Annotated in this window: 11 protein-coding genes; 7 read left to right on the top strand and 4 right to left on the bottom strand. The window is 46.2% G+C overall.

The features are described 5' to 3' along the window. A partial coding sequence (locus QUA34_RS11835; protein WP_333386767.1) for an SBBP repeat-containing protein occupies nucleotides 1-893 on the bottom strand: 893 nt, incomplete at its 3' end. 260 nt (nucleotides 894-1,153) lie between these two features. Between QUA34_RS11835 and QUA34_RS11830 the strand changes: the two genes are divergently transcribed. Then, nucleotides 1,154-2,164: an ABC transporter permease gene (locus QUA34_RS11830; RefSeq protein ID WP_333386764.1), complete on the top strand. Its 1,011-nt coding sequence runs from the start codon at nucleotides 1,154-1,156 to the stop codon at nucleotides 2,162-2,164. 11 nt (nucleotides 2,165-2,175) lie between these two features. Here the strand turns inward: QUA34_RS11830 and QUA34_RS11825 are convergent, their stop codons facing one another. Further along, nucleotides 2,176-2,586: a hypothetical protein gene (locus QUA34_RS11825; RefSeq protein WP_333386761.1), complete on the bottom strand. Its 411-nt coding sequence runs from the start codon at nucleotides 2,584-2,586 to the stop codon at nucleotides 2,176-2,178. Between the two features lie 518 nt (nucleotides 2,587-3,104). Between QUA34_RS11825 and QUA34_RS11820 the strand changes: the two genes are divergently transcribed. The 5 genes from QUA34_RS11820 to QUA34_RS11800 all read left to right on the top strand — a co-directional run bounded on the left by QUA34_RS11820 (nucleotide 3,105) and on the right by QUA34_RS11800 (nucleotide 12,834). Continuing rightward, nucleotides 3,105-4,973: an efflux RND transporter periplasmic adaptor subunit gene (locus QUA34_RS11820; protein ID WP_333386758.1), complete on the top strand. Its 1,869-nt coding sequence runs from the start codon at nucleotides 3,105-3,107 to the stop codon at nucleotides 4,971-4,973. 275 nt (nucleotides 4,974-5,248) lie between these two features. Then, a complete protein-coding gene (locus QUA34_RS11815; protein ID WP_333386755.1) occupies nucleotides 5,249-6,466 on the top strand; it encodes an ABC transporter permease in 1,218 nt (405 codons plus the stop codon). A gap of 212 nt (nucleotides 6,467-6,678) precedes the next feature. Next, nucleotides 6,679-7,899, top strand: a complete 1,221-nt coding sequence (locus QUA34_RS11810; protein ID WP_333386751.1) for an ABC transporter permease — start codon at nucleotides 6,679-6,681, stop codon at nucleotides 7,897-7,899. Between the two features lie 320 nt (nucleotides 7,900-8,219). After that, nucleotides 8,220-9,947: a chemotaxis protein CheB gene (locus QUA34_RS11805; RefSeq protein WP_333386747.1), complete on the top strand. Its 1,728-nt coding sequence runs from the start codon at nucleotides 8,220-8,222 to the stop codon at nucleotides 9,945-9,947. Nucleotides 9,948-10,629: 682 nt separating this feature from the next. Beyond that, complete coding sequence (locus tag QUA34_RS11800) at nucleotides 10,630-12,834, top strand: S8 family serine peptidase (RefSeq protein ID WP_333386744.1); 2,205 nt, start codon at nucleotides 10,630-10,632, stop codon at nucleotides 12,832-12,834. On the opposite strand, the gene QUA34_RS11795 is transcribed toward QUA34_RS11800, so the two are convergent. Together QUA34_RS11795 and QUA34_RS11790 are read right to left on the bottom strand one after the other, a co-directional pair. Then, on the bottom strand, nucleotides 12,831-13,103 hold the full coding sequence (locus tag QUA34_RS11795) for a hypothetical protein (protein WP_333386740.1): 273 nt from the start codon (nucleotides 13,101-13,103) through the stop codon (nucleotides 12,831-12,833). The genes QUA34_RS11800 and QUA34_RS11795 overlap by 4 nt on opposite strands. A gap of 5 nt (nucleotides 13,104-13,108) precedes the next feature. Next, complete coding sequence (locus QUA34_RS11790) at nucleotides 13,109-16,114, bottom strand: glycerol-3-phosphate acyltransferase (protein ID WP_333386737.1); 3,006 nt, start codon at nucleotides 16,112-16,114, stop codon at nucleotides 13,109-13,111. Nucleotides 16,115-16,325: 211 nt separating this feature from the next. On the opposite strand from QUA34_RS11790, the gene psb35 reads away from it, so the two are divergent. Next, nucleotides 16,326-16,538, top strand: coding sequence for a photosystem II assembly protein Psb35 (gene psb35 / locus QUA34_RS11785; protein ID WP_333386843.1), 213 nt, complete (start codon nucleotides 16,326-16,328; stop codon nucleotides 16,536-16,538). Nucleotides 16,539-16,929 lie beyond the last annotated feature (391 nt).

Raw genomic sequence — 16,929 nt, 5'->3', positions numbered from 1 at the left:
GGACTTCCCAAAGAGCCGTTGGTTTCTCCAGTCAGGTAGAGATTTCCAGCGCTATCCACCCCTAAATCTGAGGGGGCTGTGATTTCTCGGTAGTCAGAGTCAGCAGTCGGGAATTCCTTCCACCACAACTGATTGCCATTGCTGTCATACTTGGCTGCCCAGGTGTGAACATCCGGTGGATAGCCTTTTGAAAAGTTATAGTTTGTGCCTGTCAGATAGACATTGCCACTGCTGTCCACTTTTATGCCATCGGAGATGTCGTGGGTGTCAGCATTGACATCCTTCAACCACAACTGGTTGCCCCTGTCGTCATACTTAGCTACCCAAGCGCTTTTGGGGCCTCCACCTGCACCTGAAGTTGTATAGCCACTTGTTCCTGAAATGTAGACATTGCCGACACTATCGACAGCGAGGTCTGAGGGATAGTCATTAAAATCAGGGGTTGTGACGACGAACTGCTTGAGCCACAACTGGCTGCCGGTGTTGTCATACTTAGCTACCCAAGCGTCGGAATCATTAAAAATCCCCTGCGGTGAAGCGGCAGCAGTGTTTCCTGTCAGGTAGACATTGCCAGCACTATCCACTCTCACTTCCGTCGCCAAGTTATCCCCTAACTGCTTAAGCCACGACTGACTGCCACTGCTGTCATATTTAGTTACCCAGGCATTTGTACTTGGATTTGTGCCGCTCAAAAAGTCATAGGTATATCCTGTCAGATAGAGATTGCCTGCACTCTCAAGTGCTGTGCTGCTGAAGCGATCGTCCTTGGGTGTGCCGAATTGCTTGAGCCATTCAAAGTTAGGCGCTAGTTTTCCAATAGTCAGTGTGGTTTCAGGCATTGTACCCGCAACGGCACCTGCGATCGCGCGTGCTGATATTGTTGAGCAAGGCATAATACACCTCACAAATTAATTTATGTAACAAAATGCCTAGATTGCAGTTAAAAGTGCGATCGCTCGTTTGTGTCTGGTGCGATCGCCTGCAAGGTTCACCCAAAATAAAATCAATCTTACTATAGCCTATGTCTACGTAAGTATGTACGTAAGTATGTCACTGTTGATTAAAATATCTTCTCTTTGGTTCCTTATTATTTACATAAATTTACTTTTCTATTCATATTCTTGTTCTCAAACCTTAAATCTCAAATCTAATTATGGCTAAATATATTGTTAAACGTTTGCTCGGAATATTGCCAGTCCTTTTCGGAATCACTCTGCTAGTATTTGCTTTTTTGCATTTGATACCCGGAGACCCAGCTACAGTGCTTTTGGGGGAACGGGGAACTCCGGAACAGGTGGAAGTTTTGAAAGCGAGATTAGGTTTGAATCAGCCTTTGCCTTTGCAATATTTGGCTTTTTTATGGAGTTTGCTGCGCTTGGATTTGGGAAATAGTATTATTAGCGGTATTCCGATAATTGATGAAATTAGAAGTCGCTGGCCTGCTACTTTTGAACTGTCTGTGGTGGCGATGTTGGTGGCACTGGTTATCGGAATTCCGGCGGGGATTTTGGCTGCTGTTCGGAAAAATAGCTGGCTGGATAATATCGCCATGAGTGGTTCGTTAATTGGCGTATCTTTGCCAGTGTATTGGTTGGGATTGATATTGATTTATTTGTTTGCTGTTTATCTGAAATGGCTGCCTCCTAGCGGGCGGATGAGTGTAGATTTGGGGTTTGGTTTTAAGTCGATTACGGGTGTTTATATTTTGGATTCTTTGCTGAGGTGGAATTTAGCGGCTTTGCGGGATGCGATCGCCCATTTAATCCTGCCAGCTTTGACTTTAGGAACTATTCCTCTGGCGATTATAGCTCGCATCACTCGTTCTGCAATGCTGGAAGTGCTTTCTCAAGATTACATCCGCACTGCGAGGGCGAAAGGATTACCGGAATATTGGGTGATTTTGAAACACGCTTTGAAAAATGCGTTTTTGCCGATCGTCACAACTATCGGTTTGCAGTTCGGCACTCTTTTAGGCGGCGCTATTCTGACTGAAACGATTTTTTCCTGGCCGGGAATTGGTTCTTGGATTTATAGCGGTATTCTGACACGGGATTACCCAATAGTCCAAGGAGGAGTAATTTTTGTGGCTGTAACTTTTGTACTGATTAATCTGGCTGTTGATATTTCCTATGCTTTTTTTGATCCCAGAATTCAGTACCGTTAATGAAAAGGAAATCAGACACGAAATGCTTGTTTAACATCCGGCCGCAGCAGGTAGTAAATGCTAGCTACTGCAAAACCCAGAGTTAAAAAATTGACTGCTGTACCGCCGCTGCCCAACATTTTGGCAATTTGCGCGAGGGTGGCGATGATATGGACAATTAATGTTCCAGTCCAAGCCCAATTTTTGAGTTGAAACAAACCCCAAGTTAAGAGTAAGGAGAGGAGACCTAAAATAAAACTGATTCCCGCAAAAATGGCAATGAAGCCGCCGATTACAGTGCCAACTTTTGCCCCGCCGACAGCCGCACCGATGCCGCCAAAAATGCCGGCAAAAAGTAAGATGAACAACCCGTCAAGGAGGCTGAATACGCCGCTAATTAGCTGCAAGATTGCCAGAACTGTAACGCTTTGAGGACGATTCATTGTTTTTATTTTCCATTTTTAACGGATTTGAAAAATATTTTAACCTGTTGTGGGCACAGGGCGGATATGTATTCAGGACTTACGCACCGCTACCCGTGAAACCGGGTTTATGAGAATTAAGTGTGTCCATACTGTGTCGTTACGAGCGATTCACTGGCCGATCCCGCTGCGATCGCTAACACGAGTCGGCAATGACCTACTATAGTCGATCGCCCGCAGCCAGATCCGCCTTTGTTGCTGGTGAGAAGCGGGCACCTAGCTCCCCAAAATAATATTATCTGCTAAAATATATTTTAATTTGCCAGCAGCCAGGAGCGATTTTGTTTAGATCCACCTCTTTTGGCTGAAAAAACTTAACATTTTTTAATAAATTGCAAAGATTAGCTATAATTGTTTACAGGTGCTGGTTGGGGAACTTTTTATAAATCACCCGATCGGATGAGTCTGAAAGACGATGCCAAGCATCAGCAAAAATTTTACCTTTAAGGTAATCCTGAGATTAAATTAGGTGAGTCGGTATGATCGTTAGCCCTAAAAAGGAAACTGCTCAGGTCAAGGTGGAAGATACTCAGACTGTAGACACCAAGGCCGTAGAGACTAAAATTGCAGATAAAAAACCCGCCCAAAAGCAGTCTCCGAAGAAACCCGCGCGCAAACCGCAGCGGTGGGCGATTGGGTTGGTTGCAGCCGGGTTGCTAGCTGTACCGACCACTATATATATAGCAAAAAGTCGATCGCAGCCGAAAGTAGATGCGATCGCCACTATGACAGTGCCGGTGGAAGCGCAAAACCTCACGGTGCGGATCACGTCGAGCGGCACGGTGCAGCCCGTACAGCGCGTGAATCTCAGCCCCAAAGGCTCCGGCCGGATCGCAGAATTATTTGTCGAACAGGGCGATAAAGTGGAAGCAGGACAAATCGTTGCGCGCATGGAAAGTCGCGATGTAGAAGCTCAACTAGCTCAAGCTAAAGCCCGCGAAGCCAGCGTGCGAGCAAAACTCGCCAAAATTGAAGCCGGGAATCGATCGGAAGACATCGCCAGCGCCCGAGCGCGCTTAGATCAAGCCGAAGCCAGTCTGGCGCAAGCCCAAGCCGGCAGCCGCGTTGAAGAAGTTGCAGGAGCCAGAGCCCGCTTGCAGCAAACTCAAGCAGGGTTGCAGCGACTGCGAGCTGGCAGCCGCGTTGAAGAAGTCAGCCAAGCGCGAGCTCGTTTAGCCCAAGCTCAAGCTCGTTTAGCAGACGCTCAAACCGGCAGTGTCAAACAAGAAATTGCCCAAGCACAAACGCAAATTGACTCGAGTAAAGCCCAAGCCGAATTAACAGCTCAACGGGTAGAACGCAATCGACCGCTAGTGGAAGAAGGTGCTTTGGCTAAAGATAAACTCGATGAATTAATTAAAGAAAATCGTACAGCCCAAGCTAAATTAATAGAATCTCAAAGACGCCTGCAACAACTACAAGAAAATCGGCTGTCGCAAATTCAGCAACTGCAAGCTGCTGTGCAAGTCGAGCAGCAAGCATTGAACCAATTGCAAAACGGCACGCGATCGGAAGAAATTGCCAAAGCAGAAGCAGAAGTTGCCGAAGCTAAAAGCAAATTAGCGCAAGTAGAGAACGGCAACCGTCCCGAAGAAATCGCCAAAGCCGAAGCAGCAGTTGCTGAAGCCAAAAGTCAATTGGACGCACAAGAAAACGGTTCTCGCCCCGAAGAAATAGCTCAAGCTAAAGCTGAATTAGAGGAAGCTCAAGCTCAAGTTCGCTTTCAAGAAGTGCAGTTAGAAGATACGAAAGTTCGCGCTCCTTTTGCGGGAATTATTACCCAAAGATACGCCATCCAAGGAGCTTTTGTAACTCCGGCCACTTCGGCCTCGGAAGCTACTTCGGCAACTTCGACATCGATTGTCGCTTTAGCTAGAGATGTGGAAGTTTTGGCGAAAGTCCCGGAGGCTGATATCAGCCAAATTAAACCGGGCCAAGAAGTTGAAATAGTGGCTGATGCTTATCCAGATCAAGTGTTTAAAGGTCGCGTTAAGTTAATTGCGCCGGAAGCTGTTAAGGAACGGGATGTGACGCTATTTCAAGTGCGAGTTGCTATTGATACGGGCAAAGAGTCGCTGCAATCGGGGATGAATGTAGATTTGAGATTTGTAGGTCAAAAGCTGAGCAATGCTTTAGTTGTGCCGACGGTGGCAATTGTGACTAATAAAGGTCAAACAGGTGTGCTAGTTCCCGATGAGAAACAGCAGCCGAAGTTTAAGGCTGTTACGGTTGGATCGACTATTGGCAACAAGATTCAGATTTTAGAGGGTGCAAAAGCGGGCGATCGCGTTTTTACCGAACTTCCTCAAGGTAAAAAGCTGGAGGATATTATCAAGAATCAGAAATAGGGCATGGGGCATAGGGCATAGGGCATGGGGCATGGGGCATAGGGCATGGGGCATTATCTCGATCGCTCTATGGTGTTTTCAAGCCCCGAGCTCCTCCCTAACACCCCTTAATAAGAGGGGGACAAGACTATTCAAAGTCCCCCTTATTAAGGGGAATTTAGGGGAAGCGAGACTCGACTACAAGCGAGATTTATGATGGGTTTAAATATTAAGTTGACACCAATAATGCCAATTCCCTAATCTAAAATCTAAAATCCCAAATCTAAAATCGAATTATGGATATTGTTGAAAGCGTCAAAATGGCCGTCACAACTTTGATGGCAAACAAGCTTCGCAGCACCTTGACGATGTTAGGAATTATCATCGGCAATGCTTCTGTCATTTCTATGATCGGTATCGGCGAAGGAGCTCAAACATTTATCGAGGGACAAGTTAACTCTCTGGGTTCAAACTTGCTATTTATTATTCCCGGAAGTCCTGAAGCGCAAAGCCGCCCGGTGATTCCACCTCAGACTTTAGTAGTGGAAGATGCAGAGGCGATCGCATCTCAAGTACCTTCTGTCCAAGAAGTCGCACCAACTCTTAATGATAGTCAAATCGTTACTTACCGCAATAAAAATGTCTCATCTTCCATTGTCGGAACTACCCCAGAATTTCTGACAGTTAGAAGCTTTGATGTCGGTCAAGGTCGATTTTTAAGCAAATTAGATTTAGAAAGACAAGAAAATGTGGTTGCTTTAGGATCGGAAGCAGCAGAACAATTGTTTGGCAATACACAGCCAGTTGGTCAATACATTCGCATCAAAAATTCTAGCTTTCAAGTGATTGGAGTCATGCAGGCGAAAGGTTCAAGTTTTGGCGACAATCAAGATATGAACGTTTATTTGCCGCTGACAACAATGGCAAATCGGATCGTAGGTCGCTCGTCTCCCTACGGTACAAAAGTAACATTTATTTCGGTGGCTATTAAAGATGAAACTATGATGCAAGCTGCCCAATTTCAAATAGAAAATTTGCTCAGATTGCGTCATAAAATTACTAAAGAGGATGATTTTACTGTCCGAAATCAGAAAGAGTTAATGAAAACTTTGGGCAACATTACTGGTGGTTTGACGTTGATGTTGGCTTTCGTGGCGGCAATTTCGCTGTTTGTCGGCGGCATTGGGATTATGAATATTATGCTGGTTTCTGTTACCGAACGCACTAAGGAAATTGGACTGAGAAAGGCGATCGGAGCTTCTCAGCAAGATATCCTGATTCAGTTTATGATAGAGTCTGTGATTTTGTCAGCAGCAGGCGGGGCGATCGGCACTGGATTCGGTATCGGCGGCGTGCTTTTAGTAGCTGCTTTTACTCCCCTGCAAGCTAGTGTTTCCCCAATGGCGATCGCACTTGCAGTCGGTGTTTCCGGCAGTATCGGCTTATTTTTCGGCATCGTACCTGCAAAACAAGCTGCTAAATTAGACCCGATTGTGGCATTGAGAAGTGCTTAATTAGTTTGTTGACGGTTGGCTGTTGACTGTTGACTGTTGACTGTTATAAAAATAACTAATAAGTCATATAGCAATTCTCAATCATTTGTGAATTTCTTACTCCCTCCCCGCGAGTTCGGGGAGGGTTGGGGTGGGGTAAAAAAATTACGCCTCCTGCAAGGATTCCTATAACTCATAATTAATAACTCATAACTAATAACTCATAACAAAGTATGAATTTTATTGAAAGCGTCAAAATGGCCGGTCAAACGCTACTAGCCAACAAAACTCGCAGCAGTTTAACAATGATCGGGATGATTGTCGGCAACGCCTCAGTAATTGCCATGATTGGAATTGGAGAAGGAGCTCAAAAATTTGTAGCAGGACAAGTTCAATCCCTAGGTACAAATGTATTAATCGTGAGGCCTGGAGTTCCCAACGCTAGGCGAAGTACCATCTCAAGTGCGCCTCAAACACTGATATTAGAAGACGCAAAGGCGATCGCAACTCAAGTCCCATCCGTTCAAGGCGTGTCAGCAGAACTTAACAGTTCCGAAATTGTTCGCTACAGCAACAAAAATGTTTCGTCTCTAATTTTTGGCACGATTCCCGAATTTCTAGAAGTCAGAAGCTTTGAAATGGCAAAAGGGCGGTTTTTGACCGAACTAGATGTTAAGCAAAGTAACCAAGTTGTGGTTCTCGGTTCAGAATTAGCAGAGAAACTTTTTGGTAATACAAATCCCTTGGGCGAACAGGTGCGTATCCAAAATGTCAGCGTCAAAGTAATTGGAGTATTGGCGCCCAAAGGCACATCTTTTGGTACGAATTTTGACAATTCCGCCACTGTGCCGATCACCACAATGGCCAATCGCATAGTCGGGCGCAAATCTCCCTACGGTTTGGCTGTCACGTCGATATTTATTTCGATTAAAGATGAATTGCAAATGGACGCGGCGCAATTTCAGGTGGAAAACTTGCTGAGATTGCGGCACAAAATTACTACCGAAGATGACTTTACTGTCAGAAATCAGAAAGATTTAATGGCAAGAATGGGGGCCATTTCCGGCGCTTTGACTCTGATGTTAACTGCTGTTGCCAGCATTTCCCTATTAGTCGGTGGCATTGGGATTATGAACATTATGCTGGTGTCCGTCAGCGAACGCACTCAGGAAATTGGGCTCAGAAAGGCGATCGGCGCATCCCAACAAGATATCTTGTTTCAATTTATTGTCGAAGCTGTAATTTTATCCGCTGCCGGAGGGATCGTCGGTACTGGCGTAGGTGTCGGGGGTATCTTGCTGGTAGGTAATTTCACGCCATTGCAAGCTGGAATATCACCCGTGGCGATCGCCCTTGCGGTCAGTGTATCCGGTGCAGTCGGCCTCTTCTTCGGCGTTGTCCCCGCCCGCCAAGCCGCCAAACTCGACCCGATCGCAGCTTTGAGAAGTGCTTAATCAACATATACTTATTCAGTTACACAATCCGCACCTTTTATGCTGGTAAAAATTATCTTTAGATAAAGATAAAAAAAACCGTTTGTTTATAAAAAATTAACAACGTTGCAGTATCTAATGCAGTTTCAACGTCTGTATTTTTACGCAAATTCAAAGCGCAAAACTTCATAAAAAGCCCGTTAAATATTAAATAAACCTTGGTTGTGGCGTTTACTTATCAACCAGAAAGTTTAATACTATTAAATCAGGGGTAAATACACCTAAGCATCTACAGACGGTACGAACCTTTGCGCTTTAATCAAAATATCCAATAAATAAACATGGCATCCCTGAACCCCAGTTCTAAATTTGACTATCTCGAAGGAACCATCCAACCAGACAGATTTAACGCCTTGGATGGCAACGACATAATTTATGCCAACAGCGGAGACGACTATCTCGAAGGCGATGCAGGCAAAGACAAAATCTGCGGCGACCAAGGCAACGATACGATTGTTGGTGGTGCAGACAATGACATCCTCTGGGGAGGCAAAGGCAGCGACCTAATTAGTGGCGATTCCGGCAACGATCTCATCTACGCAGGCGTAGGTAGCGATACCATCAGCGGCGGCACAGGCGATGATATATTTGCCATTGCTAAAGGCAGCGGTGGCCCAACTGTAGCTACAGCCGACTACATCGCCGACTTCGGCAACGGCAATGACAAAATTCGATTGCTAGACGGCCTCAGCTTTGAAGATTTAAACATCGAGCAAGGCACCGGCGCCAACAGCAACAGCACTATAATTCAAGACAAACTCACGGGCGAGTATTTAGTAGTATTGGCGGGAGTCAACAGCAACACAATCAACCGCGACCAATTCACAAATCAGCTATCGGGAAACCCTGTCATTGAGTGGAACGGAGTCATGCTGAATGCAGTGCGGACAGCCAGTACCGCGCCTCCCCTCGCCTCCCGCAACATGGCAATGGTTCACGCAGCCATTCACGATGCTGTTAACTCGATCAGCAAAAAATACAGCCCTTACCGGGTCAACATAGATGCACCAGCAGGCACATCAGCAGAAGCCGCGACAGCAGCCGCAGCCCACCGCACCCTAGTCAGCCTCTACCCAGCGCAAGCAGCGACATTCAACGAAGTATACGCATCGTCTTTAGCTAAAATTACCGATGGCAAAGCTAAAGAAGACGGGATTGCCCTGGGACAGCAAGTTGCCGACCAAATTATCAGTTTGCGGAGTACAGACGGCATCACGAAAGTAGTGCAGTACACCCCCAAAACCGAACCCGGTAGTTGGATGCCGACTCCCCCTGCCCTTGCGGCCGCGCTGGCACCACAGTGGGCAGAAGTTACTCCCTTTGCCATGACTAGCGGTTCTCAGTTCCGCCCGGCCGGCCCGCCCGCCCTTGACAGCGCCAAGTACGCAGAGGAAGTTAACTACGTCAAAGAAATCGGCAAAAGTGACAGCCTCACGCGCACCCCAGACCAAACACAGATCGCCAAATTCTGGGCCAACGGCGCTGGGACGTTTACGCCTCCGGGCCACTGGAATCAAATCGCCGAAGAAACAGCAACTCTCACCGCCACATCCCTGGAAGATAGCGCCCGCTTGTTTGCCCTGCTGAATATTGCTCTCGCCGATGCAGCTATTAGTTGCTGGGATACCAAGTATGAGTACAACTTGTGGCGGCCGGTGACAGCTATTCGCCAAGCAGACACAGACAACAATCCCAACACGACAGCCGACCCCCTATGGACTCCGCTGATAACTACTCCGCCGTTCCCTGAGTACACATCGGGTCACAGTACCTTTAGCGGTGCTGCAGATCCTGTTATGAGTTCTGTATTTGGTTCGGATTACGGCTTTGCCGATCGGGGAGATCCATCTGTCAACAGTTTGCGAACCTACGAGAACTTCAGCGAAGCGGCCGACGAATCGGGCATGAGTCGCATTTACGGAGGCATCCATTTCATGAGTGCTAACGTAAATGGCTTGAGTGCGGGTAGAAATGTGGGGAACTATGTTGTCCAGAATTTCTTAGTGTAGGAAACTAGCAGTCTCAGATAGTTTTATAGTGAGGACTGAAGTCCTCACTATGGTTTTTGGTTTTTCAGAAAAAAACTCCTTACTACCCTCGCAACGTTGCTAATTTGATGGTGAATTTAGTAGCAAGCCTAATTCTTATACATACCCGGCTCAAAAGCTATGTATGTATGACATAGAGGCTCCTATTTACACTTTTAATTAATTCGGATTTCCGCCGTCAAACTCACCTTCAGAAACAGTCTATGTTGACCGTTACACTCGTCCGCGTCGAATTTGCGTTATATAGCGTTTTGTATGGCAATTCCCTGTGGTTAAACCCACATTCCGCAGTTCTTAACATAGTCAAAAATATGTTGACGATCAAACGTCATCCTAGGAATTTAATTGCCAACATATTCTCGATAGTTAATGACTATTGAGGACAAAAAAACACTCCTTAATAAAAACTAATATTTCTACATATCAGCGCAATAATTGTAGACAAATAATTACAGCCATTTCTTACCAAAAAATCCCCAATTAGTGTTAAAACCTGCGGAATGTGGGGTTAAACCTATCCATAGGATTGTTGCCTGAGTCCTATGAATTTTCTTTGAGTATCATTAAAAAACTTTGCGATTTCAGGGTTGAAACTTTTTCCATAGTAAAATATACCTATTGAGCTGACCAGGAGCATCTGATTATGAGTGGTTCCAGCAGTGACGGTAATTTTTTCGATCTAACTCCCAATTCTGATTTCTTCAGGCTAACCCCAGGACTTTTAAATCCCTTCACCAGAGGACTGCGGGCTTTAGAAGGTAATGATACTGTGATTGGTTCGGTATCTCCAGAATCGATCGATGGCGGTGGCGGTCAGAATTTCCTGTTAGGAGGTAGCGGTAACGATTCCCTATTGGGCGGGAACTTTGATGACTTCATCTCTGGCAACTTTGGGAACAATACCCTCGTTGGAGGTCAAGGAACAGACTCGCTGCACGGTAGTCAAGGCAGCGACATACTTACAGGTTCTGATGACCAAGACAGTTCGGTTAGCAACTTGGGTGGAGACACGCTAATTGGTGGTAGTAGCAATGACTCTTTTGTACCCCAAACCGAACGAAAAGCAGCAGCAGTAGGATTAACAGACCTCGGTACCCTGAAAAATTCAATTAGCCGGAATGGCTTCATAGGTGAAAACGACACCGAAGATATTTACACTTTCACCACTGACACAGCCAGTAGTATCACATTGAGACTCAGCGGTTTGAGTGCGGACGCTGATTTATTCTTGGTGAGGGATACTAATGGCGATGGTAGCCCAATGGGAGAGGCATTCTCTGCCTCCCCCTCCCTAAATCTTGGAATTCTGCCAGAAGTAATTGAAAATCGCTTTTTAGTACCGGGTAGATACTTTGTCTACGTTCAACAGGGTGTACAGGGAGCGAACACCAACTACAACCTGGATATAACTTTCAAGCCAATTCAGTTCTTGCTTAACCAAGCGACTTCTCTGCGCACATTCAGCAGCGAAGTCAAGGGTTCCGGGGACGGCTTTGTTAATGAAAACCAACCTGCGAAACTCTACAAATTCGATCTCCCACAGCCCAGCAACCTTCAAGTCAACTTGCGGGGAATATTTCCAGGTACAGATGCGGATTTAGTGCTGTTTCAGGATGTCAACAATAACAACAAGGTTGATTTTGGTGAAATTCTTGGCGTTCCTCAACAGCAAGGCAACAATCGAGAAGAAATTTTCTTTAGGGGTTTATCAGCAGGTACTTATTATCTCGGAGTCAACCCTTTTGTAGGCAGCACACCCTACAACCTCAGCATCTTAGCTGCACCGGCAACAGCAGATAAGTTCAACAGCTTGTTTGGCGATGGACTGGTGGATGCAGCAGCGGCCGTTGCGGCTGCTACTGGTAAACCGTTGGATGCTGCGAACCCGCTCACCAGTGCAGCTAAATTCAATAACATAGGGGAATTAAACCAGATCGATGTTGCCCCAGCCTGGAAAGCAGGATACACGGGTAAAGGAGTTGTGGTTGCGGTACTGGATAGTGGTGTTGACTTGAGTCATCCCGATTTACAGAGCAATATCTGGCGGAATCCTAAAGAAATTCCGGGGAATGGTATTGATGACGATCTCAACGGAGTTCCTGATGATGTAAATGGGTGGGATTTTGTGAATGGCGATGCTACTGTCTCCCCAGATTCAAACGATCAGCGTGGGTATCACGGAACTGCCGTAGCAGGAATCATTGGGGCCCACAGAAATGGAATTGACATCAATTCTCCCAGTAACCTCGTGGAGATGAATGGGGTTGCTTATGATGCTCAGATTATGCCGATTAGAGTGGGACTTTCTACAGATATAAATCCTGCAAAAGTCGCTGATGGCATTTTTTATGCGGTAAACAATGGCGCAAATGTGATCAACATGAGTTTGGGTGGACCAACCGCCAACTGGTATAAAGTACGGCAAGCTTTAGAATATGCCAGACAACGCGGAGTTTTTGTAGTGATGTCAGCGGGGAATGACAGGGACAAACTCAACCCTAGCGAACCAAGTTTTCCAGCATTTTATGCTTTCGATAATTTGGGAATAGCTGTCGGAGCAGTAACAACTCCAGGCAAACAGGTGACAGTTTTTTCCAATCCTGCGGGTTCGATACCAATAAATTTTGTGGTTGCTCCAGGCCATGACGGCTTATCTACAGCTCCAATTACACCGGAAAACGTAGAAGGTTATGACCCTCAATTTAGCGGAACCTCTATGGCTGCTCCCTATGTTGCGGGTGTAGTTGCTCTAATGCTTCAGGCGAATCCAAAGTTAACTCCTGACCAAATTTTGGAATTTCTGACTACAACAGCAAAACCTGAAGGAATTACCCCGGAAGTTAATTAGACATAATTAACAACTATTGGGAAATTTCTCGAACCCCGGTTTCTCCAAGAAACTGGGGTTTTGAGGATGTACACAGGACTTACGCACGGCCCAGAAACCGGGTTTTTTCGAGTCTCTTCGCTGCCGCCCGCCGAAACCGTAAAAAACCCGGTTTCTAAGCATCGCAGCGGGTGGTCAGAAACCGGGTTTTTGCCCAAGAATATGTTACAGATGGCAGAAGCTGCCAAAAACCCGGTTTCTTGGGTTTTTATGCGTAAGTCCTGGTACATTATTTTTATTCGAGCAATTCTACAGTGCCGAGATACCCATCTACTCGGACTTTTTGACCGTCTCGCAAGCGAGTTGTAGCTTCAGAAATATTCATAACTGCGGGAATTTTGTACTCGCGAGCGATTATGGCTCCGTGAGACAATTGGCCCCCAACTTCGGCGATAATTGCTGTTGCTCCTAATAGCAGCGGTGCCCAACCTGCATCGGTGTATGGGACTACTGCGATCGCATTTTCTCCTAAATCCGTGCTCGCGGTGCGGCAAATCTTGACAAAGCCTTCGACACGGCCAATACTTGCCGGAATTCCCTGCATGATATTAGTTTCCGATGTTGCGGAGTCGATCGCCCTTTTCTGAGAATTTGGCAGCAAATTGCCGTAGACTACAGGGGGAATCGGGCGATCGCGATCGGCTACCAGGCGATCGCGCCTTTCCCTAATTTTATCCTTAAACGAAACACTTGCACCGCTACGAATCCACTGCTGAATTTCCCCAAATTCCAGATAAAAAATATCCCCGCTTTCCTGAAACACCTGCATTGCCAATCCGCAAGCTTCAATCTCCAAAAAAGTCCAGCGTAGATGAGCCAACAACCGCGCGTAAATTTCGCTAATTTCGTTTTTGACAAGCGCTCTTTCTTGACATTTATCTAATCGCCACTTCTGCGAAAAAGTCAATCCTATTTCACGTTTTTCAGCTAAATAAGGTTCGGCTTTTTGAGCCATAGTTATTAGCAACTTTTGATAAATTTCCGGTTGTTCTCGCCAAGTAGGAACAGCAATATCCGTTCCCACCTCGCTCAAATATCCGTAAATATCAAGCCACTTTTCAAACTCTGCTTGTAAACCCGGAGTTTCCGCAAATGTCTGTGCTAAATGTGCGACTGAAACAGTTGCGTCAGGCTGCGAAAAAGCAGCTTGCCGCAATTTCTGAGCCAACTGCTGTAAAGCTCGCACCGAAGCAATTTCAGGAGCGCTGTCATTAGCCAGCCAGTCATCATTAACACGAAAAATTGCCTTGCGAATAGCCAGCCCGATCGGCCCTAATATGTTGTAGTAAGTAATCGGTTTCAGCCACTCCTGAATTTGCTCCGCTCTCTCCAACAATTCCGTTAAATATTGATAATCGGGCATTGGGAATTGGGCATTGGGCATTAATATTTCTTCTTCCCTCTTCCCTCTTCCCTCTTCCTTCTTCCTTCTTCCCTCTTCCTTCTCCAAACTTTGCAGTGCCGGGAGGAAAATAGAAGTACGATCGCCCTTAAATTCTGCATTCAGCGCCCTCTCCCGCTGCACCAAACGCCACAAACCGGGCAAAGAAGGCAAAATCTTCCCCAAAGGCGGCTTGCCCATTTTTTGCCCTCTCAGCAAAAATTCCAAACCCTGCTCCGGCAATCCCATCATCCGAAAAATTTCGCCCAACAAAGTCGCATTAAAATAGGCGTGAGAACCGAGCAAAGTTGCCGTTTCATTAAAGTTTAAGCCACTGGCGCGATCGCCCAAAACCACCTGAAAAATCTCTCCCCAAACCCCGCAAGTCAGCGGCCGATTAATCGACCAAGTTAGGGGACGAATTGCACCGGGAATCACTTCCGCTGCAATTGTTCGCGTCCAGAATGGCTGCAAATTAGTAATCGGGCGACTTTGCAAAATCCAAACTTTTTCCCCGTCCCAACTCCACTCAATATCCTGCGGTATTCCGTGAAAAAATGCTTCAATCGCTTGGGCTTGTTTCACCAATTCTGTTAAAATCGATTGAACACTAATTGAATTACTTTGAAGTTCAGTTAATTTTTTTTCTAATAATTCAGGTTGACTAAAATCAATTTCTAAATGAACCGGAGTACATTGTCCGCCGACAACAGCTTCGGCTCCTCCCGGTAAAGCTTCTATAATTACCTGGGAACCACCATCTAAAGGATTGCGGCTGAACATGACTCCCGCAAATTGGCTGTCAATATAAGGCTGAATTAATACAGCCATTTGGGTGTCGGGTAATTGTCGCTGTCGGCGGTAAGCCACAGCTTCGGAAGTCCAATAAGACTGGCGGCAGCGATTAATGCCGTCGAGCAATTCTGCTTCAGTGAAAACAGGGCCAATAGTTTGATATTGTCCAGCCGCTGAACTAAGATCGCCGTCTTCTCCCGCAGCAGAAGAGCGCACAATCATTCGATTTTGGATTTGGGATTTTAGATTTTGGATTACAGAATTACTGATTAACAGTCGATCGGCATTTTCGTCATCTCTTCTTCCTTCTCCCCTCTTCCCTCTTCCTTCTTCCCTCTTCCCTCTTCCCTCTTCCTTCGATGGCAATATAAAACCCGCAGGTACGTTAAAACCTGCGCGTTTGAGTTGAGACAATTTAGCCGCTTTATCACCGCAGATTGCAGCATCTAAGGAGTCATCAAGAGAAAACAATTGCTCTGATTTAGATAAAGCCATATCATCACCCTGATTGAAATTAATTGCTGCTAACAACAAAGCTAATCCTGTTGCTGCTAAAAATTCGGGCATTGATTGTCCCCACACCCAAACCCAGATAGGAGTACACAGACACCCGCAACGGGAAGCAAAGAGTCTCGCCCGATCGCCCTCACCCCACCAGCGCTGTGCCAAACCCCACACCAGCAGCCCCCAAATGCCCGATGATACAGCCACCGGCGGCGAAAATACCAAAAGACCCCAAACAGCGTTAGTCACGCCTCCACCTCGGGAGATCGCATATCTGCCCGCAACTAGAGGAATTAACAGGGCGATCGCGATCGCAGGTGCATCCGGGAAGCAAAATCGCCCCGCCAAAACCGGCAAAATACCCCTGGCAATTTCCGCCAACACCGCAGCAATTCCCGCTAATTTCCCGCCGTGAATGAAAGCAGCAGACACACCCACATTCCCCGTACCCAGCGCCCTCAAATCTCCGCGGGTAAACACTCGCACCGCCCATCCCGTTAGCGGTAAAGCACCCAGGCTGAAACTAGCAGCCAACAGCAATGCTATTGTCGGCAACGGCATAAAATCAGCTCTCCTATTTTCAAGCTCTAACCATTATGACGGCAATTCTGTCACTTTTTCTGTCTTCAGATATATCAACAAAAGGGCATTAGCACTTAAGATAATGTAAAAGTAGAGTAGATAAGGATTTAGCCTAATGATAGATATCAGCTTGACCACCCCCATAGCAGTTGTTGTTGCACCCATCAGGCAAGTAATGATTGAGCTGCTGATGCAGCAGCCAGTGCCGGAATCAAGTGTCAGCTTGACGGCTCCAATCGCAGTTCTTGTTGTTGGCTTTATTGCCGCAGTTACGATCGGCTCGATCGCCTGGTACAACTCCAAGCGCCCCCCCGGTTGGGAATCCAAAGAACGCCCTGATTTTGTACCCAAAGTTGATAAAGACGATTTGATTGCTGAAGTTTCTGAGTCACAGAAAAAATAGAATAAAGCTGTTTTAGCTCGAAAAAAGCTTTGAGAGGAATAGGAATTACCCTTGCAGATCGATCCCGTAGGGTGCGCCTTGGCGCGCCTTACGCTATGTAGAAAGGCTTTGAGTGAATCGTTTTAATTGGCCGAAAGCACTAATGTCAATAAACTGAGCGCTCATCCCACGATCGATCGCTTTATTTACATTGATGCAAGATATCATTAGATAGATTTAATCATAGAAATTTATAAGTTGACTACAGCTTGGAAGTTCTCTTGAGATTCAGCCTCTTTTGGGGGGCTGCGTTTGAGATATCTCACCACTTTTTCGTAAATTTGAATGCTCAGGCGATCGCCCCGACGATTATTTTCCAGTTTTATGTCATAAGTTGGTTTTTTCGACGTAT

This window comes from Microcoleus sp. POL10_C6, from assembly GCF_036701585.1.
In the GTDB taxonomy this organism is placed as follows: Bacteria; Cyanobacteriota; Cyanobacteriia; order Cyanobacteriales; family Microcoleaceae; genus Microcoleus.
Note: the sequence above shows the minus strand (reverse complement) of the source record. Positions and strands in the feature narration are given on the sequence as shown.